Here is a 22,198-nt window from a genome sequence, read left to right on the forward strand (position 1 = left end):
TTTAGACCTTCAACTTTAGGATAAGTGGAAACAATCATTCCTCCTGAAAAAGAAATGTTACTTCTCAGATATTCATACTCCAACCATAATCTCGGCTGGCACAAGGGCCATAATTGATTAAAGCAAGAATAACATTCCTCAAAAATACTAAAATGTTTCTTTCTAATTTTATTCTCTGCATTAACCTTTCATTAAGTTATCCAGTCTCATTCTGCACTGGTCATTTTGGCCTACACCATTGCAGCTTTCAGCTATCAGTTTGCAGATTCAGTCACTCCTATATCAGCACTTATGAACAAACATCACAAATTTCAGCTTGCAGATACAGCAGTCCAAAATAAACACCCATAAAAAACATTACAAATCCACAATCCTAATTTCCCGCTCATATTCCATTATCAACTGTGCATTGTCAATTATCTGCTAACTATCGCAGAAGCAGCATTTCCCTGTATTTTGGCAGAGACCAGATCTCGTCATCTACCAGTTGTTCCAGCTTGTCTACATGGTAGCGAATCTCATCGAAATATCTGGCTTTTACTTCCCGATCGTACATGATGGCGCGCTCGCGCACATCTTCAATATTGTTGGCAACCTTTCTGGCTTCAACCATTTCATGTATTTTCTGGTAAGCCGTTTCAATATGTACGGAGAGCCTGCCCAACAGCTCTACCTGGCTGGCATAAGCAGTTTCCGGCAAGCCCACCGCCTTTAGTTTACATACGTTGTCAGCAACAATCTGCTGGTAACGTATAGCTTCCGGTATCACGTGATTCAGGGCAAGATCGCCCATCACGCGGCCTTCTATCTGCACTTTTTTCAGAAAATTTTCCAGTTCAATTTCGTGCCTCGCGTGCACTTCTCTTTGGGTATACACACCATTTTCGCTAAATAACTTCACTGCCTTTTCAGTGGAAAGCGCATCGAGCGCCAGCGGGGTGGTTTTCAGGTTGGGCAATCCGCGTCTTTCTGCTTCCTGCTCCCACTCCTGGCTGTAACCATCACCTTCAAATATCACGTCCTTGCTTTCTACCACATATTTCTGCAATACCTGCATCACTGCAATTTCTTTCTTGGTACCTTCTTCTATCAGTGTATCTACCTCCGACTTGAATCTTTTCAAAGTCTCTGCTACAATAGTGTTTAAAGACACCATAGCATTGGCACAGTTTGCAGAAGAGCCTACTGCCCTGAACTCAAATTTATTTCCTGTGAAAGCAAAGGGGGATGTGCGGTTCCTGTCGGTATTATCGAGCAATAATTCCGGAATAGAGCGATGCAGATCAAGCTTCAGGATCGCTTCGTCCTGCTCATCAAAATCCTCTCCTACTCTTTGCTCAATATCGTTCAGCACCTCACGCAGATGTTGACCCACAAATACCGAGATAATGGCAGGCGGCGCTTCATTGGCACCCAGCCGGTGATCATTGCCTGCAGATGCGATAGATGCACGCAGTATATCAGCATAATCGTGTACTGCTTTGATGGTATTGATGAAGAAAGTGAGAAATAACAAATTGGTTTTCGGGGTTTTGCCCGGTGATAATAAATTAATGCCGGTATCGGTAGCCAGGCTCCAGTTGTTGTGCTTGCCGCTTCCGTTGATGCCCGCAAAAGGTTTTTCGTGCAGCAACACTTTCAGCTTGTGTCGCCTTGCCACGCGGTTCATTACATCCATTAAAAGAATGTTGTGGTCTACGGCAATGTTTACTTCTTCAAATATGGGAGCTGCTTCAAATTGGGCGGGCGCCACTTCATTATGCCGGGTTCTCAAGGGAATGCCCAGCTTGTAAGATTCGTATTCAAACTCGCGCATAAACGCGTATACGCGCTGAGGAATTGAACCAAAATAGTGATCTTCCAACTGCTGGCCTTTGGCGGGAGATGCGCCAAAAACGGTTCTGCCGCATTGTATCAGGTCAGGGCGCGCGTTAGCCAGGCCTTCATCTATAACAAAGTATTCCTGCTCCCAACCCAGTGTAGGCGCGATCCTGGTAATATTTTTATCAAATAGGTTGGCAACGTCTACCGCCGCTTTATTGATTGCGTCAATAGCTTTCAGCAGGGGCGCTTTATAATCCAGCGATTCGCCGGTGTAGGAGACAAATATGGTAGGAATGCAGAGTGTTCTGCCGTTTGCCGCTTCGTAAATAAAAGCAGGCGAAGTAGGATCCCAGGCGGTGTAGCCACGTGCTTCAAAAGTAGCCCTGATGCCGCCATTGGGAAAGGAGGAAGCGTCCGGCTCCTGCTGTATCAATGCGCCACCGTCAAATTCTTCAATGGCGGTGCCATCGCTTTTCAGGGTAAAAAAAGAATCGTGCTTCTCTGCCGTTGTGCCTGTTAAAGGTTGAAACCAGTGGGTATAGTGGGTCACGCCCTTGGATTGAGCCCATGCGCGCAGGCCTACAGCTACCTGCCCGGATATTGTCCTATCGAGCTTACGACTGCCCCGGATGCTTTGCACCAATCCTTTATAAGCTTCATCATGCAAATACTTTCTGGCCTTATCCAGCGTAAAAACATTTTCACCGAATATTTCTGTGATCGGCGGAAACTCCGGGGCGATGTGCCTGTAACTTTCATTTTCTACTAAAGAATCCAGTGCTTTAAACCTGATTAACATATTTGCTATATTTAAATTTATTCAAAATTACGCCCATAAGATTAAAATTGAACAATATTTTACATAAAATAATATATTTTTTTAATCGTTATATATAAATCAGACTATTATTACAGGCTATCATTATATACATTACCTGGGGTCAAGTAGTGAGAAGGTTGGAATTTTAAACAGCCCTAAACCACATGCTGTCTATATTTCTGCATAATCTGTCTGTACACTTTGGTAAAATCCACGAGTCGCAAGAAGGTTGCTCGATAAAAATTTATAGTATAATAAAGAAGGTTATGATACGGCCTGTGCTAATGGAAAGTCTACTATAAAAGTGGAGCCTTTCCCTAATTCGCTTTCTATACGCACCCTGCCTTTATGTGCCTCCACAATACTTTTTACATAGTTCATGCCGAGGCCGAAACCTTTTACATTGTGCAGGTTGCCTGTATGCGCACGGTAAAACTTCTCAAAAACACGCTTCACCGTTTCTTTAGACATGCCGATACCATTGTCCTGCACGCGCACCGACAAATATTTAGCGGTATTGAGGGTAGTGATGATGATCCTTGCGGGCACATCGGGTTTAGAATATTTCACTGCATTATCCATCAGGTTGTTGATCAGGTTGGCAAAGTGTACCTGGTCTGCTTTTATCAGATCATTTTTAGCATTGAACACTAACTTAGCGCTGCCGTTGTTCTTGTCTCTCAGCTGAAGTTCAAACGATTCAGATACCTGGCGTATGATATCATGGGCATGCACTTCTTTCAGCTCCAGCGTAATCTCCTGCTTTTCGGTGAATGCAGCTTTCAGAATGGTTTCTACATGCTTGTTCATGCGCAGGTTTTCATCTTTGATAATGCCGGTAAAATATTGTTGCTTCTCAGGGTTTTGCTGCACTTTACGGTTTTGCAACGCATCTACGGCCAGTGAAATAGTTGCAAGGGGCGTCTTGAACTCATGCGTCATATTGTTGATGAAATCACTTTTGATTTTGCTCAGATTTCGCTGCTGCAGCATGGTCTTTACTGTAAGGTAGAATGCCGAAAGGGTAATAATGCTATAAAATAAGAATCCCAGCAATACCAGCCATTGTGCTTTCAATACCTGGGTATTGATATTGGGGATGTACACCACCATGCTTTCCGATACCCCGCCATACTCCACATTTAGTCCAATATTTTCTATAATGGGTTTTCCGGCTTTGTTTTCCAGTGCAGAATCCTGGGTGATGGCGAAAAAATTCGGCGTACTCAGGGAAACGCTGCGCCTGCCGGGCGCTACCGTATTGATGATGCCAAATTCTATATGCAATCCTTTTTCATTGTGGCTTTCGAGCGCGCGCTGGAACATCTGCTGGATTTCTTCCAGCGAAAAACTTTCGCGCACCGTAGTGATCCTGGGACTGTTGAAAATATCTTCGGGAAACTGCAGCGGAGATTTCTGTACCGGCCTCAGGGTAATGGAGAGCCGGTTAGCAATATTGCTGGTGACCTCCTTAGTGGCAAGCGTAACCCTTTCGGTGGTTCTCTGGCGCGAAGAGTCTATGAGGTTTACCACCCAGGAAACCTGGATTATAAAGAACCCTATCAGCGAGATAGAGACCAGTAATATACTCAATGGTACCTGTTTCTTCATAATTATTTCCAGTTCCTTGCCGGTTTTTTAAAGAGTGTAGAAGCAAATATAAAATAATAAATAAACTGCCAGATATCTAATGCCAAAAACCATTTCCACAGATCCATTTCATCCAGCGTATGCATGACTTTTCTCCAGGTGACGGCCACAAAAATCATTCTTAAAGCGTAAACTCCCAACGCAAGCCAAACGTTGTAATATACAGCAGCCAACACCAATAGCGGGTACACCAGGAAGGCTGAAAGAGAATACATTCCCAATAAAAATTTAATGCCTGGCTTGTAATATTTGCCGGTAGTATAGTGCCTGCTCTTTTGCTTCCTCCAGGATTTCCAGGTGAGCTTGGCCTCGCTGAGTGTAAAAGTATCTTTATCTAACACCACAGCAGTATTGCGTTTGTTAGCCACGTTGCTGATAAACAAGTCATCATCGCCGCCGGGAATATGGTTGATGGAAGAGAAACCTTTGTTGTTCAGGAACACTGTTTTTTTGTAAGCCAGGTTTCTTCCCACGCCCATGTAGGGTTTTCCGGCCAAAGCGTAAGAAAAATATTGCAGTGCTGTATGGAAGGTCTCAAACCTGATAAGTTTGTTGAGCAGGCCCCGCCTTTTTTTATAGGGTCCGTAGCCAAGCACAATGTCTTTTTCTTCGGTAAAAGCCGCCTGCATCTTCTGCATCCAGAATTCGCTGGCAGGAATACAATCTGCATCTGTGAGCAACAGCAATTCAGTCTTTGCAGACATGATACCCATGGAAAGCGGGAACTTTTTTCCCGGGATGTTAGATGAGCTCTGTGTAAGCGGCAGTACCTGCAATTGCCTGAAAGTTCTTTGTAATTCTTCCAGGATATACTTAGACTCATCCGTAGAATTGTCATTCACTACCAGTACGCTATGAGTAGAATTGTAGTTCTGCACCAGTACGCCGGGCAGGTTGTCTACCAGGTTGGCAGCTTCGTCTTTGGCACAGATGATCACTGTCAATGGGTTGTTCTGGGTATAATCCTTAGGCTTTTCCTTATAAAATGCCAGTCTGGAAAAAATAAAAATGTAGTAGTAAAGTTGTATAAGAATAACCAGGCAGAAGGAGCCGAATAAAATTTCGCGCCAATGCCCGGTGATTAGATCAATGCTGTTCATGGTTGCAAAAGTACTTTAATAACTACAAGATTCAGATGGATTTATGCCCAAGTTTTCTACAAATAAAATTGTAATTTTAACTGTGCAAATTGAAGTGATCAAAGGTGATATAACTACATTAGCTGCCGGCGCCATTGTAAATGCTGCCAATACTTCGCTCATGGGTGGCGGAGGTGTCGACGGCGCTATTCACCACGCGGGCGGACAAGCAATCTTAGAAGCCTGTAAAAAAATAGCCGCTAAGCAAGGAGGCTGCGCTACCGGCGAAGCCGTGATCACTACAGCGGGCAAGCTGCCTGCAAAGTACGTGATACACACCGTAGGGCCTGTATGGCACGGTGGCGGGCATGACGAAGCAATCCTTTTAAAAAACTGCTATACCAACGCGCTGAAACTGGCAGAGCTGCACGCTTTGAAGCATATAGCTTTTCCAAACATCAGTACGGGCATCTACCGTTTTCCTAAAGGCAAAGCTGCGGAGATTGCGGTTGATGCTGTAATGAATTACAAGCCCGGCACAATTGAAAAGGTAACTTTCGTATGTTTTGATGAAGAGAATTATCAATTGTACCTGGCAAAGGTAGCCAGCAAATAAAATTGATAATTGCGGGCAACAATAATATTTTTCAACCTTACATTACTTTCATCCAATAAAAAAGCCTCTCATGCTGAAAGGCTTTATTGAATGATTTATTTGTATAATCTTACGCTTCGGCTTTAGGTTCCTCTCCTTCAGTTTTTGCTTCAGCATCAGGCTGTGCAGTGGCTTCAGGAGCAGTGGCTTCTGCTGCTTCAGGTGCGGCAACTTCTTCTTTTGTTTCTGTTGCTACAGCTTCTGTATGGGCAGCTTCTTTCTTAGCGCCTGTGCCTCTGCGGCTGCGGCGTGTTTTCTTCACTTCCTGCGTATCAGCAGATGTGTTGTAAACTTCGTTGAAATCTACCAGTTCGATCATGGCTTTTTCAGCATTATCACCAGGGCGTGTACCTAATTTAATGATCCTTGTGTAGCCACCGGGACGGCTTGCCACCTTAGGGCCCACTACATTAAATAGTTCCTTAACCGCTGCTTTGTTCTCAAGGTCCCTGAACACCAAACGATGGTTGTGGCTGATCTGCAGCTCATTCTCGTTTTTCTTGGTCTTAGTAATCATTGGCTCTACATACACGCGTAAAGCTTTGGCTTTAGCCAATGTGGTAACGATCCTTTTGTGCACGATCAATTGAGCAGCCAGGTTAGACAATAAGGCATCTCTGTGTGCTTTCTTACGGCCTAAATTTTTTATTTTATCTCCGTGACGCATAACAATAAATTGTTGTTTAATGCTTACACCGTGTCAAGGAATGTAAGCACCGGCTTTCGCCTGTTTAATAATAAAGTTATCATTAGCACCGGTTTTTACCCGGAGCTTTTTTACATTAATCTATGGAATCAATTCCCAGCCTTGCCAGGTCCATACCGAAGCTTAGCCCTCTGTCGTGCAGAACGGCATCAATTTCCGTTAAAGATTTCTGGCCGAAGTTGCGGAACTTCATGAGGTCTTCCTGCTCGTACTGTACCAGTTCGCTCAGCGAGTTGATCTTAGCTGCTTTCAGGCAGTTGAATGCACGCACGGAAAGATCAAGGTCTTCCAGCGGTGTTTTCAATACTTTGCGCAACTGAAGCACCTGCTCGTCTACGATGTCTTCTTTTTTATCTTCTTTACTGTCAAAAGTAATGTTCTCATCCGTGATGATCATCAGGTGCTGGATAAGAATTCTTGACGCTTGTTTTACAGCTTCTTCAGGATGTATTGTACCGTCAGTAGCTACTTCCAGCAACAATTTTTCGTAGTCTGTGCGCTGCTCCACACGATAGTTTTCTATGGAATATTTTACTTTCGTGATGGGTGTGTGGATAGAATCAATTGCAATATAGCCGAAAGGAGCATCCTTTACTTTGTTCTCTTCGGATGGCACATAGCCACGGCCTTTGCCAATGGTAAGTTCAATATCTAATTTAGCAGTAGTATCTAAAACACAAATTACCAGCTCCGGGTTCATCACCTGGAAATTAGCATTTGCTTTTTCAATATCACCGGCTACAAATTCAGTTTTACCTTTGATGGATATGTTTATTTTCTCGGTAGTAACTTCAGCATCTTTATTGAGCCTGAAGCGTATTTGTTTCAGGTTAAGGATCATTTCAGTTACATCTTCAGTAACACCGTGTATGGTAGCAAACTCGTGGTCTACTCCTTCTATCTTGATCCCGGTGATCGCGTATCCTTCTAAAGAGCTCAATAAAACACGGCGCAATGCATTACCGATTGTATTTCCATAGCCCGGTTCCAGCGGACGGAATTCGAAAAGACCTTCAAAATCGTTTGCTTTCTGCAATACAATTTTATCGGGTTTTTGAAAGCTTAATATTGCCATATTAAAACTTGATTTTGTTTTTCACTTTTAAAGTGAGAGATGATGATATAATTAAAGTCTCCGTATGCTATTACTTATTATAAAGCTCTACGATCAGTTGTTCCTTAATGTTTTCAGGAACATTTTCTCTTTCAGGATATGCGATGAAAGTACCTTTCTGCTCAGATTCGTTCCAGTCTAACCAACCGAATTTTGGATTTTTGCCACGTACCTGGCTGGTAAGTGAAGTGTTGGCTGCGCTTTTGTCTTTGAAAGAAATGATATCTCCGGGTTTTACGCGTGATGAAGGAATATTGATCACCTGGTCGTTAACCATAATGTGTTTGTGGCTCACCAGCTGGCGTGCTGCCGGGCGTGAAGGAGCCATGCCCAAACGGTAAACAACGTTGTCCAGGCGGGATTCGAGCAACCTGATCAGGTTTTCACCGGTAACGCCTCTCATACGGCTTGCTTCCTCGAACGTATTGCGGAAACGGCGCTCTAATACACCGTAAGTATATTTAGCTTTTTGCTTTTCTTTTAACTGTAACCCATACTCCCCTAATTGTTTACGCTTGCGCGCTGCGCCATGCTGGCCGGGAGGATTGCTGTTTTTGGTAAGATATTTACCATTGCCTAAAATAGGCTCGCCGAATATACGGCTGATCTTGGTCTTAGGACCTGTGTAACGTGCCATAAAAATTTTGTTTTTCGATTTTTTAATGACGATGCCCTATCTGTAAAAATCTAAAATAAATAAAGCACCCTGGTTATTTGAAATCTGCAATTTGCAAACCTATTATTTGCAATCTGCAGTCTATAATTTGTAATCTGTAATCTGCAATTAAACGTTATACCCTTCTTTTCTTAGGAGGACGACATCCGTTGTGCGGGATCGGAGTAATGTCTTTAATGATAGCTACTTCAATACCTGATTGAGAAAGCGAACGGATCGCGCCTTCACGACCGGCGCCCGGGCCTTTTACAAACACATCTACTTTCTTCAGGCCGGCGTCTAATGCCACTCTTGCGGCATCTGCAGCAGCCATCTGTGCAGCGTATGGTGTATTTTTCTTAGAGCCGCGGAAGCCCATTTTACCGGCAGAAGACCAGGAAATAACCTGACCCTGCTTGTTGGTCAACGCGATAATGATGTTGTTGAATGTGGCGCTGATGTGTGCATCGCCGTGTGCATCTACTTTTACTACTCTTTTCTTTGCAGCAGCTTTAGCACTTTGTTGTTTTCCTTTTGCCATTTTAATTTGTTTAGGTAATCTTCTGAAAAATTGAGCCCCTCCTTTTCCTTGCAGAACTATCCGGCGGCTTTGGTTATATAAAACAGTAATTCCCGGACGTTGCTGTCAGGGAAAATACTAAGTTTACAATTATTTCTTCGGCGCTTTCTTTTTACCGGCAACCGTTCTTCTTTTACCTTTTCTTGTACGGCTGTTGGTACGTGTACGCTGTCCTCTTACAGGCAGGCCTTTACGGTGGCGCAATCCTCTGTAGCAGGCAATATCCAGTAAACGTTTGATGTTCATTTGTGTTTCACTGCGCAGTGCACCTTCTACTTTAAACTCGTTGGTGATGATGTTACGGATAGCAGTTTGCTCATCGTCGTTCCATTCGTTTACTTTCTTGCTGTGATCGATCTCTGCTTTATCAAGAATATACTGGGCAGTAGAACGTCCGATACCATAAATATAGGTAAGTCCTATTTCGCCTCTTTTATTTTTAGGTAAATCTATACCGGCAATACGAGCCATATTTAACGATTAATTTTTTATTATTAATATTTTAATTGAATTATCCCTGGCGTTGTTTAAAGCGGGGATTTTTTTTGTTGATAATGTACAACCTGCCTTTTCTGCGAACAATTTTGCAGTCGGCGCTACGTTTTTTTACTGATGCTCTAACTTTCATAATAATTTCTTTTTTAAGATTTTATATTTATTGAAAATCAATGCGCCAACTCAACACATTAATTTTTACCGTTTTTTTTATTCCCAAAAAATATCCCATGTCGCTCAAATTCGCCGCTTCGCAATACACTCTCCACTACTTGTACCTAAATATGATGCGACCTCTTGACAAGTCGTACGGGCTCATTTCAACGCCAACTTTATCGCCTGTAAGAATACGGATGTAGTGCATGCGCATCTTACCGGAAATCGTAGCAAGTATCTCGTGTCCGTTTTCGAGTTTTACCCTGAACATTGCATTACTTAATGCTTCGAGTATTACTCCGTCTTGTTTAATTAAAGGTTGTTTAGCCATATTTTGGGAGCGCAAAAGTATACAAAATGTTTGGAAATCTAAAATATTTATCCACATTTCTGACTTACAAGTGCAAAAAACACCTCAATTGAACTTGAGACAAACCAATTTTAATAAAATTTAACATTTCATTAAAACCTTTATGCAAGCATCAGACCGGCTTTTGCTTCAGGCTTTTCAGGTATAGAATACCCAGGACACCTGCCAGCAACGAAGTGATGAGGATAGCATATTTAGCCGATTCTATCAGGTGCGCATCCGTAAAGGCAAGGTTGCTGATGAATAACGACATGGTGAAACCAACGGCTGCCAGGATGCTTACCCCAAATACGTGCTTGAAATTTGCCTGCTCCGGCAGGTCTGCAAGTTTGGTTTTTACCATCAGGAAGGTAAAGCCCGTAATGCCGATAATTTTGCCAAACAATAATCCGAAGAATATACCCAGCATTACACCATTGATGCCGCCTTCAAAGAAGGAAGCTGACAGGTGCAGGCCTGCATTGGAAAGCGCAAACAAAGGCATGATCAGGAACATTACCCAATGATGCAGGCTGTGCTCCAGTTTCTGCAATGGCGTTTCTGCAGCAGAGCTTATCTCTTTGACCTGCTCTATTATCTTATGCTGTGCGGGTGTTGTCAGCGGGCCTTCCAGCGGGATCTCCTGCTCAAACTTACCGGTCAGCACTTTCAGGTTATTGACATAGCCTTCTTCATCAATTTTAGTACGTGCGGGTATGGTAAAGCCGGCCAGCACGCCTGCTATGGTTGCATGCACACCCGAGTAAAAGAAAAACAGCCATGCCACTACACCGACTAATCCATACAAGTACGCCCTGCGAATGCCAATCATGTTCATCACCACCATGCCAATGAGCAGCAGTACCCCCATGCCCAGGCTCATCCAGGATATTTCTGCAGTGTAGAACAAAGCTATCACCAATACAGCGCCCAGGTCGTCGGCTACTGCCAGCGCTGAAAGAAATATCTTGAGCGTACCGGGAAGATGCTTGCCTGCCAGGGTAAGCAAAGCTAGTGCAAAGGCAATATCCGTAGCCATCGGGATTCCCCAGCCTGATGCAGAGGGCCTGCCTGCATTGAAAGCAACATAGATCAGTGCAGGCACTATCATGCCACCCAGCGCCGCACCCATCGGCAGCATGGCTTTGCGGAAGCTTGAAAGCTCGCCGGCCATAAATTCCCGCTTTAGCTCCAGGCCTATCACAAAAAAGAATATGGCCATTAAAGCATCATTGATCCAGATATGCAATGGCTGGTAGAAGGAAAAATCTCCGAGTTTTAAACCGATCTCTGTGTGCCATAAATGCTCATAGGAATCTGCATAGCTGCCGTTTGCCCAGATCAAAGCCGCCACTACACTCACCATCAACACCACGCCAACAGAGTAGTCCTTTTTTATGAATGATTTTATGGGGTTCAGGAATTTGTCTATGGGTGAAGTTATTGGTTGTATCAGCATCTTTTTTTTGCAAATATAAAAAAGTAATTTTTTCAGGAAGTTCTATAAGCCTGATTTCTTCAAGTCGGGGTAAGTTATTATCTTCAATAAAATTATTTTTTATGCAACAAGCAGTCGCCGTTTTTTGCGGTTCACAGTCAGGCAACAAACCGCAATACGCAACAGACGCCTATACCTTAGGAAAACTATTGGCAGAGCATAACCTGGCGATAGTTTATGGCGGCGGAAGAGACGGCATCATGGGCGCTGTAGCCAATGGCGCATTGGAAAATGGTGGCAGGGTCACAGGGATAATCCCAGACATGTTCATTAAAAGTGAAAAGCAGCACGGCTCACTTTCTTCGCTGGAAATAATGCCTGATATGCATTCGCGCAAAAAGAAAATATATGAAAGCGTAACCACCGTGATAGTGCTTCCCGGCGGCACAGGTACGCTCGACGAATTGTTTGAAACTATTACCTGGAATACGCTCACCATCCACGACAAGAAAATCATTGTACTAAACACCCTGGGCTTCTACGATGCATTGATAGCGCATGCCGTGAAAATGGAAGAAGAAGGATTCCTTTACGAACCTGCCCGCCTGAAGATCTGCGGTAAACCCGAAGAAGTACTGGCAACCATGCTGGGCTAACGCGTGGAAAAAATACTTTTTTCCGTAAAGTAATGAAAACGCACACCGGCTTTCTGCTGGTAAGTATTGGTATCCAGCCCGGTGAATGAGCTGTACGCCGGCAGCACCAGGTGACCTGCTGACTCAACAAAACAAGGCAGCCGTATGGCCTGGTTAGCCTTCCCCTGGATGTATACGCCAGGATGCACATGGCCTGTAATACAGAATCCATCAGCATTTGCGCAGGTAAAAGCATGTGTAAAATAAAGATTATCTACCTGTAACCCATCTTCAAACACTTCAATACCCAGGTGTGCATATTGCTTTTGAGAGAGCCTGTCGTGATTGCCTTTGACCAGTATAAACCTGATGTGCGGGAAATTCTGTTTCCAGTTTTTAAAAACTTCCACATCAGAATTAAAATCATGGTGAAACATATCGCCTACCACGAGGATAGTTTTTGCATTAAAACTTTCTGTGAGCGATTGCAGCCTGCGGAGGTCGGCGGTTAAAACGCCGGAAGGTATCTGTATACCGTTTTTGCGGAAGTAGGCAGATTTGCCCAAATGTGTATCTGAAGCTATCAGCATGCGGTGCTTTTCCCAGAAAGCCACCCGGTGAACCGACAACTGTAAAATTTCTCCGTTGCAATTGATCTCTGTGCTGTTCATTATTTACTCCGCTTTGCCTCCTGTTGCATACGTGTGATGCGTGTTTCAAGGCTTTCGCTGCTGATGCTTTGCCGCAGGCTGTCCACTTTTATGGGGAAACTCAGCGGCGTAAAGGCAGTTGCTCTCTTTAATATTATTTTTCCTTTGTTTATGCGTTCAAAGCCGGCTACCAGGCGCGGCTCTTCCATCTGGTGGATGAACACTTCGTTGTAAGCCTGCCGCAAAAGTAAATTTTGATTGTCATATTCTTCAAAAACTTTGAAAATAATGCCTGATGAAGCCTGCAGGCTTTTATTGTTTTTGTATTGATTGTGGTATTTCTGCAATACCAGCCCTGATATCACGGCAATGTCCCTGAATTTCCTGCGTGCCATTTCCGTAGCGTTTACACTCAGGAAAATATCGTTCATCAGGTTTGCTGAAGAAAGTATGTCGCCGATATTTTCTTCCGTGACGGGTATAGGCTGATCGCTTAACAATTCAAACCCATAATCATTCATAGCAATAGAAAAACTGATGGGCATGATCCTGCTGATGCGGTAAGCCACCAGCGCCGAAATGATCTCATGAATGTACCTGCCTTCAAAAGGATATATAAACAGGTGGTAGCCTTCCCTGGTATCTATCATTTCCACCAGCAGCTCATTCTCTTTGGGTATGTGTGATGTTTTTTCCTGCCTGTCGAACAATGGTTTCAGCAGGCGCAATTCTTTCTCGCCGGATGCTGGGTGAGATGCCTCAGTATACTTTTGCCTCAGGAAACGGCTGAGGTTGGAAGACAGCGGCAGCCTGCCGCCCAGCCAGCTTGGGGTGAGCGCTTTTTTAGATTTGGAGCTGCGCACCAGTACATGCATATCTTTGATCATTACAAACTCCAGCACCCTGCCCGCAAGCACAAACGCATCGCCGGGGTTTAGCTTGGCAATAAAATACTCTTCTATCATGCCGATATAGCCGCCCGTCATAAACTTTACTTTCAGCATGGCATCGCTCACAATCACGCCTATGTTCATCCTGTGCAGCATGGCAATCCGCCGGCTGGTGACTTTATACAAACCGTCTTCCACAACCACTTTATGAAATTCTTCGTACGCATCAAGCGAGCTTCCGCCGTGGGTGATAAAGTTGAGGCACCATTGCCACTCCTGCGGCTCCATTTCTGAAAAAGCGTAAGTTTGCCTTACCTGTTCAAAAAGTTCATTTTCCCTGAAGCCCTCGCCTACAGCCAGTGTCACCAGGTACTGCACCAGCACATCAAAGGTCAGCAGCATGGGCAACCTGTCTTCTACCACCTGCTTTTTGGCTGCTTCCTTTAACGCAGCAGCTTCTATCAGTTCAAGGGAATGTGTGGGTAAAAAATAAATCACCGAGGTTTCAAAAGGCGAATGGCCGCTCCTGCCGGCGCGTTGCAAAAAACGCGCTACGCCTTTGGGAGAGCCGATCTGGATCACAGTATCTACGGGTTTAAAATCCACGCCCAGGTCCAGCGATGAAGTAGCTATCACCGCTTTAAGCTGGCCTGTCTGCAACATGTCTTCTATCCAGGTGCGTAGTTCCATATCCACCGAGCCGTGATGAATGGCTATCTGCCCGGCCAGATCGGGGGAAAGGTCAAGCAGGGTCTGGTACCACATTTCAGACTGGCTGCGGGTATTGGTAAAAATCAGCGTGGTGCGGCTTTTGTCAATAATGGGCAAAACCTTGTAAGCCAGCCTGGTTCCCAAATGTCCTGCCCAGGGAAGCTCTTCTATCTCATCGGGCATAATGGAGATAATGTCTATCTTCTTTTTCGCCTTTGAATAAATGACTGTTCTCTTCAAACGACTGTAGGGCAACAATACATCCACCGCCTGCTCTATATTGCCAATAGTGGCTGAAATGCCCCATACACGCAGGTTTGGCGCCACTGACAACAACCGGTTTACCGCCAGTTCGGTAAGCACGCCGCGCTTAGAGCCCAGCAATTCATGCCACTCGTCTACAGCCAAGCATTGCAGTGATTTAAAAAATGCACTGTTATTTTTTTGTGCAAATAAGAGATGCAGCGTCTCCGGGGTAACAATAAGTACTTCGGGCATATTGCGTGTTTGCCGCTGGCGCTCATTCACCGGTGTGTCGCCATTGCGCACGCCTACTTCCCAGTCAAGCCCAATTTCGGCAATGGCAGTTGCCATAGCGCGGGCCAGGTCTTTGGAAAGCGAACGCAAAGGAGTTATCCACAAGAGTTTAAGCCCGGGCTGATAATTTCCGGGATGATTGAGGTAATCAATGATCAGCGCCAGGAACACAGAAAAAGTTTTACCAAAGCCGGTAGGCGCTATCACCAGGCCGGAATAGCCCTGTGCATATTGCTGCCAGCATTTCGCCTGGAAGTCAAAAGGTTTATTACCAGAAGCTGCCATCCAATCGGCAATGATGCTGTAGCCCGGTGTTTCAGAAAATTTATTCACGAATAAAAATAATTCTTTTTATCAAATTAAAGCATGGCGCGCATTTCCTCAATAGTAGTGATGTCTTCTACTTTTTTATCGTGGCGCCAGCGCAGGATGCGCGGAAAACGTACTGCAATGCCTGCTTTATGGCGATTGCTTTCTGCAATACCTTCAAAACCTATTTCAAAAACCAGCTCGGGTTTTACGGTACGCACAGGACCAAATTTTTCAATGGAATTGTTTTTCACAAATTTATCCACCGCTTTTATTTCCTGGTCTGTAAGCCCGGAATAGGCTTTGGCAATGGTGACCAGCTTTTCCCCGTCTCGCACCGCGAAAGTGTAATCGGTATAATAATAGCTTCTTCTGCCGCTGCCCTTCTGTGCATAGATCAGCACGGCATCTATGGAGTAAGGTTCTACCTTCCATTTCCACCAGTCGCCTTTTTTTCTTCCGGTATGATAGGGCGACGACACATGTTTCAGCATAATACCTTCGCTGTTCATCTCCCTGGAATAACTGCGCATGTCTGTAAGCTCGTCCCAGGAATCGAACCGGACCACAGGCGATAAGAAAATACTGATGTTGCCAATAAGCGCTTCTACTATTTCTTCCAGCAATTTTCTTCTCTGCGCCAGAGCATGTTCGCGGTAATCTTTACCATCGTATTCCAGCAGGTCGTAAGCATAAAAGCCTACCGGCACATCTTCAAGCATTTTCCTGGTAAGCGTTTTCCTGTTGAGCCTTTTCTGAAGATCGTTGAAAGGCAATACCTGGCTGTCTTTTACCGCAAGTATTTCCCCATCAAGCACTATTCCGTCCGGCAACTTTTCGGCCATTACCGTTATCTCCGGGAACTGTTGTGTTACCAGCTCTTCCCCGCGCGACCAAATAAAAATTTCTCCTTTTCTCTTAATCAGCTGGCCGCGTATGCCATCCCATTTCCACTCTGCCTGCCAATCTTCCACAGGCCCTAATTCGTCGGGTGTTTTATCTATGGGGTATGCCAGGCAAAACGGGTAAGGCTTTGAAAAGTCACCTTCTGAATCTTCGCCTACCAGCTCGCCGAAGCTTATGTCTGAAGGGTGCCAGTTACCCATAATGTTGTGCATGATCTTCGTGGGGCTGGTTTCCGTATATTTTGCAAGGGCATTTACCAGCAGTTTGTGCGAAACGCCAATGCGGAAGCCGCCGCCGATAAGCTTATTAAAAATAAAACGTTCGGTAAAATCAAGTCCAGACCAGGCTTTCAGCACGTATTCTTTTTTTTGTTCTTCAGACGCCTCCTGCAAAGCTATTAGTTCGGTGATCCAGGTATGGATAGATTTCCTGATGGAATGCGTAGGCTTGGGCAATATCAGGGAAAGTGTTTCGCCCAGGTCGCCTACACTGGAATAGCTTTCCAGGAACAACCATTCCGGCAATCCGGTGATCTCCAAAGCCCACGCACGCATGAGCGAAGTTTTCACCGGCCGCTTAGGCCGCCTGCCCGTGAACAATGCAATCAGCCATACCTTATCCTTATCCGATGCAACTTCAAGATAGCGGACAATAGCATCAATTTTATCATTGGTTTTATTGCTCGTTTCCAGTTCCTGTATAAGCACAGCAAAGTTTTCCATCAGTTATCTTCTGTTTTATTTACCGTTTCATCAACCTCTTCATTACCGTATTGGGTGGCCACTTCATAAGCCTGTATGCCCTGCTCGTTGAGGTATTTGGCAAAAGTGCTCTGAAAACCATGGGTTACGTACACTGTTTCGGCCTCTGTGGCTTTTACGCTCTGCAACAAACCGCCCCAGTCTGCATGGTCGCTTACGGCAAAGCCGGCATCAACTGCCTGCCAGCGGCGGCTGCCGCGCACCTGCATCCACCCGGAGCAAATGGCAGTAGCGCCGTTGGGTATACGTTTGATGACGTTCGTACCCAGCAAAGCAGATGTGACTATGACCACCTGGTTTTGCATCTGCTGCCTGTCTTCCACCTCATGCAAAATTTTGTATGCAGGCAACTCTATACCTGCGCGTTCAATAGCTTTATTCATATTGGCCACAGCGCTGTGCACAAAAATATCTGCCACGCCTTCCAGGCCTTTCATGATCCTTTGTGCTTTTCCCAGGCTGTAAGCCACAAAGATGCTGGTCTTGTTGTATTGCTGGTTGAATAATATCCACTGCTTTATTTTATCGAAAATCTCTTCCTGCGACAGCCAGTTGTAAATCGGCAGGCCAAAAGTACTTTCCGTTACAAAAGCATGGCACTTAAGGGGTTCAAAAACTCCGCTGATGCCGTCATTCTCGGTTTTATAATCGCCTGAAACTACCGCCACACACCCCTTGTATTCGAGGCGTACCTGCGCAGAACCTACAATATGCCCTGCGGGATGCAATGAAACCCGCACGCCGTTGATGTAGCGGGTTTCCCCGTAATGCATCGTTTCAAAATCATTATCTGTACCAAGCCGGTATTCCAACACGGGCCTGGTGAACGTATGGCAGAGGTAATGCTTACTGCCGTAGCGCGCATGATCACTGTGGCCGTGAGTGATCACGGCATAATCCACAGGCTGCCAGGGATCGATATAAAATTTTCCCTGTGGACAATAAATCCCTGTTTTTGTGAATTGTAAGAGTTTATCCATTAATCGATTTATAGCTAAAAATTTATTACTGCAACTACTGTGCGAGAATCTTGTTTAGGAAAAATAATTAAAGGCCAACAAGTCTATATGTAAGCATTTAGAATAAATTGGCAGTGAACGTGTATGATTGGCGTAGTTTATGTAGCTATGATACTAAAATTAAAACAAAAAACTTATGTCAACTGAAAACTTATCAAACAAAGAAGGAGTAAAAAAACTGAAAGAACTTGCTGAAAAAGCACGCATTTGCCTGTTTTGCACCAACTTGGATGAACAGCCTGTTTCTACCAGGCCTATGAGCCTCCAGGAGGTAGATGAAGAAGGCAACCTCTGGTTTATCAGCAGCAAAGAAAGCAATAAGAATTTTGATATCAAAGCAGATAAAAAAGTGCAGCTTTTCTTCTCCAACAACAGTGATTCAGAGTATCTTTCCGTATATGGCGATGCCTATATTTATACAGACCAGGCCACCATTGACGAAAAATGGTCAGCATTTGCAAAGCCCTGGTTCGATGAAGGCAAAGAAGATCCGGCAGTAAGCATTATACGCGTGCAGCCTTCAGAATCGTATTATTGGGATACCAAAGCGGGGAAGATGGTAAGCATTTTATCTTTTGCGTTTGCTGTGATTGCGGGCAAAGAAACCGATAACTCTGACGGCATAGAAGGAAAAATCAAAATATAACCCGGTTTACTTTATAGACAATAGCAACAATGCATACGCCTGCAGGTTTGTGCTGAGCTATAGCAATAGATAAAACAGTAAGATTTTTTAACCTAAAATAGATTAATTATGGATCAACTATTTAATACCAGCCTGGAAAAAAATGTAGGCACTGCTGATAAAGTGATCAGAGCCACCGTAGCTTCTTCAATGATCGGGGCTGCATGCTCTAAAAAAATATCTACCACGGGCAAAGTAATCCTTGCCCTGGGAGCAGCTATGTTACTTGCTACAAGCCTTACAGGCAAATGCCCTGCATACCAGGCGGCAGGCATAGACACACGGAACTATGACGATGAATAGCGAGCAGGCTGCCTCAAAAGTCCGAGGCAGCCTCTTTTTTATTTGGTAATGGAATGAAGAAAGCTTTTGTTTAAGCAATTCTCAACCCTTGCGCTTAACTTTTGATACATCGTCCCTTTTAATTTTATATTGAACAATTTGTCATTAGACTTACATCGATATATGTTTTATAAAAGATGCCGGGGGCCATTAGTGAATGGATGTAATAATCATGGCTGCTGTATATCCGTGGAAGTTGTAAAGGTTGTAGCTGAAGGCTCGGCAAGCTATGGTGTGAAAATAGATGACAATTAGCATACTAAACAAGAAGATATTTCCAACATTACTTAGTTTAAGCATTTTTCTTTAGCCGTAAATGCCGGCATAAGCTTTATTTATCTTTGAAAAAATTTTTTATAAAAAACTCAATGCTGCATTTATTATTATTTGTATTGTCTGCCGGCGTTTTATTTGCCGGTTGTAGCAAAGATTCGTTAATGGACCACAACAGGTTTTAGGTACGTATAACGGCACCTTTACGATTGAGGGCAAAACAGTCAACGGCACCATCCATATAACCAGGCCTGCCCCTACTAAAATTAGAATTGCACCTAATGTGCCGGGTAAATCTTATGCGGCTATAGAAATTTCCAATACCAAAGAAAAGATCGATGAAATAGACCCCATCAGTGAGGTATATGCTAAAGAGCATACTTTGGTGCGCCTGTTAGATGCTGATGCGAAAACGGGAAAATCTCTGCAATATTTAATAGACCAAAGAAGTATTCTTGTTTTAGGCGTACCAGCTATAGGTGCAAAATTTGAAGGAAAGAAGCAATAGTCAGGCTTATACAAATCCTTTAACGAATTGTGTAGGCAGTAGACGCACAGAATTTTTTATATAATACTGCGACGGATCTGGCTGATACTGGCGCTGCTTTGCTGCTGCTGTGTATCGCAGTGGCAGGTCCACTGCCTGCCTGCGAACGAAACGCAAGCGTGCAATCTTACACAGAATAAAGTTCTTTCTGTTGTTTGATCTGCTGTTCAAACTGCGGTATATCCACCGCATCTTCTAAACTAAAATTACCAATGCGGGTGCGGCAGAGTTTGCTCAGGTAAGCGCCCACTCCCAGCCTGGCGCCATAATCATTAGCCAGGCTGCGGATATAGGTCCCGGTAGAACATATAACCCTGAAGTGCACAAATGGCAGGTCAATACCCGTGATCTCAAAGGCTGAAATGGTCACAGGCCGTGGTTCTATCTCTACTTCCACACCCTTGCGTGCAGAAAGGTAAAGCGGTTTACCATCTTTCTTAATAGCAGAATGCATGGGCGGCATTTGCAGGATATTGCCTGTAAAATCTGCGGTAGCGTCCCTGAGGGTTTGTTGCCTCAGGAAAGAAATATCTTTAAAATTAGTGGGTGTACTTTCCAGGTCAAAGGTTGGTGTGGTGGCTCCCAGCGTAAACGTGCCGGTATACTCTTTTTCCTGCGCCATATAATCGTTGATGTTCTTGGTAAATTTGCCTGTACAGATGATCAGCAATCCTGTTGCCAGCGGATCGAGCGTGCCTGCATGGCCTACTTTGGAAACACCGGTAAGAATGCGCACTTTTTTTACAGCATCGAACGATGTCCATTTCAGCGGCTTATTGATCAATAAAACTTTCCCGTCTAAATATTCCTGCAATGCCGGATGAATGGGTTTTTGACGCATGAATGAAAATATTTTTTTTAATTAAAACGAATAGCTTTTACCGGGTCTACTTTTTTCACAAGAAATGTAGGCAACAAAAGCGAAAGATAACAAACAATGATAGTAGCCGCCGCTACCAGTACTGTATGCCACCACACAATAGTTACGGGCGCTTCTGAAACATAGTAAGCCGCCTCGTCCAGCTTGATGAAGCCTGTATATTTCTGCAGCAATGCAATCCCCAGGCCTGCAACCACACCATATACTACGCCCCGCAAAGCTATCACGGAAGCCTGGTTGAGAAATATTTTCTGAATGGTCCAGTCGGTGCTGCCCAGCGCTTTTAAAATGCCCGTCATACGGGTTCTCTCCAGCACCAGTATCAGCAGGCAGGTAATGAGATTGATAACGGCAACTACAGACATGATGATGAAGATCACGTTGCGGTTTACATCCTGCACGTTGAGCCAGTCGAAAATATTGGGATACACGTCTTTAATGGTGCGGCTTGTCCAGCGTTCGGGCAATACGCCGTACAGGGCATAATTCACCGAATCCATGTTTTTATAATCGTTCAGGAATACCTCGTACCCACCGATCTGCGTGCTGTCCCAATCATTCATACGCCTGATCAGGCGCATATCGCCGATGGCGTACAACTTGTCGTATTCTTCAATACCGGTTTTATAGATCCCGACTACCTTAAGCTTCCTGAGGTTTGCCCTGTTCTCTGCACTGGAAATAAAATAAAAAGAGGCCTCGTCGTTCAGTTTGAGTTTGAGTGCATCGGCATTCTGCTGCGATATGACAATTTCGCGGCTATAGGCATCCTCTGTAAAACTAATCCACCTGCCGTGTTTCAGGAACGGCGCTATTTTGGAAAAATTATATTGCGCATCCACACCTTTAATCAATACACCCTCAATATCCTTATTATTCTCCATTACAGCATATTTGGTAGCATAGCCCTGCACCGTATTTACGCCGGGGATTTTTTTAATAATGTCAACCACTTCGCTGTTGCTGTACAGCGGCTGCTCATCACCTTCTCCCATGCCCGCTTCGTATTGCTGTACACGTACATGGCCCCAGAAGCTGAATATCTTTTGGCTGATGGCATCCTGGAAACCATTAACAAACGCTAAGGTAAGGATCATGGCAGCTACGCTGATGGCTGTGGCAGTAGTAGCCAGCCTGATGATAAACCTTGAAAAAGATTTTTGCCGGTTAAATACAATGCGCCTTGCTATGAACGGGGAAATATTCATGTGGCAGCGAAGTTAACACAATCTGTGCTGAGTTTTAGAGTTGATCAAAAAAAACGATACTATTCAATTATAAAAAATCAGTTCATAAAACTTCATCTGTGCAGGATCATAATTCTTCATCTGGAAAATTTATATATTATAATAAAGTTTATTACTTTTGATAAATTAAAGCTAAGTAAAACTTGTAGCATAAAATAGCCATAAGCAAAGTTGCATACCAACCGCGAATGAATAAAGGCTATTCCATATGACAACTGAAAAGCAATTAAAATATACACATGAAATAGCCATAAAGATCAGGAATCTATACCAACCGGGAATGAG

At 44.2% G+C, this 22,198-nt stretch carries 22 protein-coding genes; 5 read left to right on the top strand and 17 right to left on the bottom strand.

The features are described 5' to 3' along the window. Positions 1 to 427: 427 nt before the first annotated feature. The 3 genes from OD355_RS07920 to OD355_RS07930 all read right to left on the bottom strand — a co-directional run bounded on the left by OD355_RS07920 (position 428) and on the right by OD355_RS07930 (position 5,394). Complete coding sequence (locus OD355_RS07920) at positions 428 to 2,623, bottom strand: glutamine synthetase III family protein (protein ID WP_263037927.1); 2,196 nt, start codon at positions 2,621 to 2,623, stop codon at positions 428 to 430. A 285-nt stretch (positions 2,624 to 2,908) separates the two neighbouring features. Then, positions 2,909 to 4,255 (bottom strand): sensor histidine kinase, encoded by a 1,347-nt coding sequence (locus tag OD355_RS07925; RefSeq protein WP_263037928.1) that lies wholly within the window; start codon positions 4,253 to 4,255, stop codon positions 2,909 to 2,911. A 2-nt stretch (positions 4,256 to 4,257) separates the two neighbouring features. Beyond that, a complete protein-coding gene (locus OD355_RS07930) occupies positions 4,258 to 5,394 on the bottom strand; it encodes a glycosyltransferase (RefSeq protein WP_263037929.1) in 1,137 nt (378 codons plus the stop codon). 43 nt (positions 5,395 to 5,437) lie between these two features. Here OD355_RS07930 and OD355_RS07935 point away from each other — a divergent pair, with 43 nt between their 5' ends. Then, positions 5,438 to 5,989, top strand: coding sequence for an O-acetyl-ADP-ribose deacetylase (locus tag OD355_RS07935; RefSeq protein ID WP_263037930.1), 552 nt, complete (start codon positions 5,438 to 5,440; stop codon positions 5,987 to 5,989). 109 nt (positions 5,990 to 6,098) lie between these two features. On the opposite strand, the gene rplQ is transcribed toward OD355_RS07935, so the two are convergent. From rplQ to nhaA, 8 genes are all read right to left on the bottom strand, one after another. Further along, positions 6,099 to 6,695, bottom strand: a complete 597-nt coding sequence (rplQ, locus tag OD355_RS13905; RefSeq protein WP_317619113.1) for a 50S ribosomal protein L17 — start codon at positions 6,693 to 6,695, stop codon at positions 6,099 to 6,101. Between the two features lie 115 nt (positions 6,696 to 6,810). Further along, entirely contained in the window at positions 6,811 to 7,809 is a 999-nt protein-coding gene (locus tag OD355_RS07945; RefSeq protein ID WP_263037931.1) for a DNA-directed RNA polymerase subunit alpha, read from the bottom strand. Positions 7,810 to 7,879: 70 nt separating this feature from the next. Beyond that, positions 7,880 to 8,485 (bottom strand): 30S ribosomal protein S4, encoded by a 606-nt coding sequence (rpsD, locus tag OD355_RS07950; protein WP_263037932.1) that lies wholly within the window; start codon positions 8,483 to 8,485, stop codon positions 7,880 to 7,882. 154 nt (positions 8,486 to 8,639) lie between these two features. Then, a complete protein-coding gene (gene rpsK, locus OD355_RS07955) occupies positions 8,640 to 9,044 on the bottom strand; it encodes a 30S ribosomal protein S11 (RefSeq protein ID WP_263037933.1) in 405 nt (134 codons plus the stop codon). Between the two features lie 129 nt (positions 9,045 to 9,173). After that, on the bottom strand, positions 9,174 to 9,554 hold the full coding sequence (gene rpsM, locus OD355_RS07960; protein ID WP_263037934.1) for a 30S ribosomal protein S13: 381 nt from the start codon (positions 9,552 to 9,554) through the stop codon (positions 9,174 to 9,176). A 40-nt stretch (positions 9,555 to 9,594) separates the two neighbouring features. After that, the gene (ykgO, locus tag OD355_RS07965) at positions 9,595 to 9,711 is read right to left on the bottom strand and encodes a type B 50S ribosomal protein L36 (protein WP_091398692.1); all 117 of its coding nucleotides are present in this window, start codon (positions 9,709 to 9,711) and stop codon (positions 9,595 to 9,597) included. Between the two features lie 135 nt (positions 9,712 to 9,846). Continuing rightward, on the bottom strand, positions 9,847 to 10,065 hold the full coding sequence (gene infA / locus OD355_RS07970) for a translation initiation factor IF-1 (RefSeq protein ID WP_263037935.1): 219 nt from the start codon (positions 10,063 to 10,065) through the stop codon (positions 9,847 to 9,849). A gap of 151 nt (positions 10,066 to 10,216) precedes the next feature. Continuing rightward, positions 10,217 to 11,542: a Na+/H+ antiporter NhaA gene (gene nhaA / locus OD355_RS07975; protein ID WP_263037936.1), complete on the bottom strand. Its 1,326-nt coding sequence runs from the start codon at positions 11,540 to 11,542 to the stop codon at positions 10,217 to 10,219. Between the two features lie 101 nt (positions 11,543 to 11,643). On the opposite strand from nhaA, the gene OD355_RS07980 reads away from it, so the two are divergent. Next, complete coding sequence (locus OD355_RS07980; RefSeq protein ID WP_263037937.1) at positions 11,644 to 12,177, top strand: LOG family protein; 534 nt, start codon at positions 11,644 to 11,646, stop codon at positions 12,175 to 12,177. Here the strand turns inward: OD355_RS07980 and pdeM are convergent. Genes pdeM through OD355_RS08000 form a run of 4 tightly spaced genes read right to left on the bottom strand, consistent with a single transcriptional unit; the run spans position 12,174 to position 17,900 of the window. Next, the gene (gene pdeM, locus OD355_RS07985) at positions 12,174 to 12,827 is read right to left on the bottom strand and encodes a ligase-associated DNA damage response endonuclease PdeM (protein WP_263037938.1); all 654 of its coding nucleotides are present in this window, start codon (positions 12,825 to 12,827) and stop codon (positions 12,174 to 12,176) included. The two genes, OD355_RS07980 and pdeM, sit on opposite strands and share 4 nt — an antisense overlap. Then, positions 12,827 to 15,277 (bottom strand): ligase-associated DNA damage response DEXH box helicase, encoded by a 2,451-nt coding sequence (locus OD355_RS07990; protein WP_263037939.1) that lies wholly within the window; start codon positions 15,275 to 15,277, stop codon positions 12,827 to 12,829. Before OD355_RS07990 ends, pdeM begins: the two co-directional genes overlap by 1 nt. A 26-nt stretch (positions 15,278 to 15,303) precedes the next feature. Further along, entirely contained in the window at positions 15,304 to 16,881 is a 1,578-nt protein-coding gene (locus OD355_RS07995; RefSeq protein WP_263037940.1) for an ATP-dependent DNA ligase, read from the bottom strand. Then, positions 16,881 to 17,900, bottom strand: coding sequence for a ligase-associated DNA damage response exonuclease (locus OD355_RS08000; RefSeq protein WP_263037941.1), 1,020 nt, complete (start codon positions 17,898 to 17,900; stop codon positions 16,881 to 16,883). The genes OD355_RS07995 and OD355_RS08000 overlap by 1 nt, the downstream gene beginning before the upstream one ends. A gap of 175 nt (positions 17,901 to 18,075) precedes the next feature. Here OD355_RS08000 and OD355_RS08005 point away from each other — a divergent pair, with 175 nt between their 5' ends. The 3 genes from OD355_RS08005 (at position 18,076) to OD355_RS08015 (ending at position 19,747) form a co-directional block, all read left to right on the top strand. Then, the gene (locus tag OD355_RS08005; protein WP_263037942.1) at positions 18,076 to 18,585 is read left to right on the top strand and encodes a pyridoxamine 5'-phosphate oxidase family protein; all 510 of its coding nucleotides are present in this window, start codon (positions 18,076 to 18,078) and stop codon (positions 18,583 to 18,585) included. A gap of 108 nt (positions 18,586 to 18,693) precedes the next feature. Beyond that, positions 18,694 to 18,927 carry a YgaP family membrane protein gene (locus OD355_RS08010; RefSeq protein WP_263037943.1) on the top strand — a complete coding sequence of 78 codons (234 nt, stop codon included), beginning with the start codon at positions 18,694 to 18,696 and terminating at the stop codon, positions 18,925 to 18,927. A gap of 595 nt (positions 18,928 to 19,522) precedes the next feature. Further along, on the top strand, positions 19,523 to 19,747 hold the full coding sequence (locus OD355_RS08015; RefSeq protein WP_263037944.1) for a hypothetical protein: 225 nt from the start codon (positions 19,523 to 19,525) through the stop codon (positions 19,745 to 19,747). Between the two features lie 166 nt (positions 19,748 to 19,913). Here OD355_RS08015 and truB read toward each other — a convergent pair whose 3' ends face one another. Continuing rightward, positions 19,914 to 20,627, bottom strand: a complete 714-nt coding sequence (gene truB / locus OD355_RS08020) for a tRNA pseudouridine(55) synthase TruB (protein ID WP_263037945.1) — start codon at positions 20,625 to 20,627, stop codon at positions 19,914 to 19,916. Positions 20,628 to 20,644: 17 nt separating this feature from the next. Then, positions 20,645 to 21,874 carry an ABC transporter permease gene (locus OD355_RS08025; protein WP_263037946.1) on the bottom strand — a complete coding sequence of 410 codons (1,230 nt, stop codon included), beginning with the start codon at positions 21,872 to 21,874 and terminating at the stop codon, positions 20,645 to 20,647. Positions 21,875 to 22,198: the final 324 nt, after the last annotated feature.

The sequence above is a fragment of the Haoranjiania flava genome (assembly GCF_025631005.1).
Classification (GTDB): domain Bacteria; phylum Bacteroidota; class Bacteroidia; order Chitinophagales; family Chitinophagaceae; genus Haoranjiania; species Haoranjiania flava.

Excerpts from the sequence above, each read along its gene's own strand:
- OD355_RS07995 (WP_263037940.1), bottom strand. The coding sequence starts at position 16,881 with ATGGAAAACTTTGCTGTGCTTATACAGGAACTGGAAACGAGCAATAAA.
- OD355_RS08005 (WP_263037942.1), top strand. The coding sequence starts at position 18,076 with ATGTCAACTGAAAACTTATCAAACAAAGAAGGAGTAAAAAAACTGAAA.
- OD355_RS08025 (WP_263037946.1), bottom strand. The coding sequence starts at position 21,874 with ATGAATATTTCCCCGTTCATAGCAAGGCGCATTGTATTTAACCGGCAA.
- pdeM (WP_263037938.1), bottom strand. The coding sequence starts at position 12,827 with ATGAACAGCACAGAGATCAATTGCAACGGAGAAATTTTACAGTTGTCG.
- truB (WP_263037945.1), bottom strand. The coding sequence starts at position 20,627 with ATGCGTCAAAAACCCATTCATCCGGCATTGCAGGAATATTTAGACGGG.
- OD355_RS07930 (WP_263037929.1), bottom strand. The coding sequence starts at position 5,394 with ATGAACAGCATTGATCTAATCACCGGGCATTGGCGCGAAATTTTATTC.
- rplQ (WP_317619113.1), bottom strand. The coding sequence starts at position 6,695 with ATGCGTCACGGAGATAAAATAAAAAATTTAGGCCGTAAGAAAGCACAC.
- rpsK (WP_263037933.1), bottom strand. The coding sequence starts at position 9,044 with ATGGCAAAAGGAAAACAACAAAGTGCTAAAGCTGCTGCAAAGAAAAGA.
- OD355_RS07935 (WP_263037930.1), top strand. The coding sequence starts at position 5,438 with ATGCCCAAGTTTTCTACAAATAAAATTGTAATTTTAACTGTGCAAATT.
- OD355_RS07925 (WP_263037928.1), bottom strand. The coding sequence starts at position 4,255 with ATGAAGAAACAGGTACCATTGAGTATATTACTGGTCTCTATCTCGCTG.
- infA (WP_263037935.1), bottom strand. The coding sequence starts at position 10,065 with ATGGCTAAACAACCTTTAATTAAACAAGACGGAGTAATACTCGAAGCA.
- OD355_RS07920 (WP_263037927.1), bottom strand. The coding sequence starts at position 2,623 with ATGTTAATCAGGTTTAAAGCACTGGATTCTTTAGTAGAAAATGAAAGT.
- nhaA (WP_263037936.1), bottom strand. The coding sequence starts at position 11,542 with ATGCTGATACAACCAATAACTTCACCCATAGACAAATTCCTGAACCCC.
- OD355_RS07980 (WP_263037937.1), top strand. The coding sequence starts at position 11,644 with ATGCAACAAGCAGTCGCCGTTTTTTGCGGTTCACAGTCAGGCAACAAA.
- OD355_RS08010 (WP_263037943.1), top strand. The coding sequence starts at position 18,694 with ATGGATCAACTATTTAATACCAGCCTGGAAAAAAATGTAGGCACTGCT.
- OD355_RS07945 (WP_263037931.1), bottom strand. The coding sequence starts at position 7,809 with ATGGCAATATTAAGCTTTCAAAAACCCGATAAAATTGTATTGCAGAAA.
- ykgO (WP_091398692.1), bottom strand. The coding sequence starts at position 9,711 with ATGAAAGTTAGAGCATCAGTAAAAAAACGTAGCGCCGACTGCAAAATT.
- OD355_RS08000 (WP_263037941.1), bottom strand. The coding sequence starts at position 17,900 with ATGGATAAACTCTTACAATTCACAAAAACAGGGATTTATTGTCCACAG.
- rpsD (WP_263037932.1), bottom strand. The coding sequence starts at position 8,485 with ATGGCACGTTACACAGGTCCTAAGACCAAGATCAGCCGTATATTCGGC.
- rpsM (WP_263037934.1), bottom strand. The coding sequence starts at position 9,554 with ATGGCTCGTATTGCCGGTATAGATTTACCTAAAAATAAAAGAGGCGAA.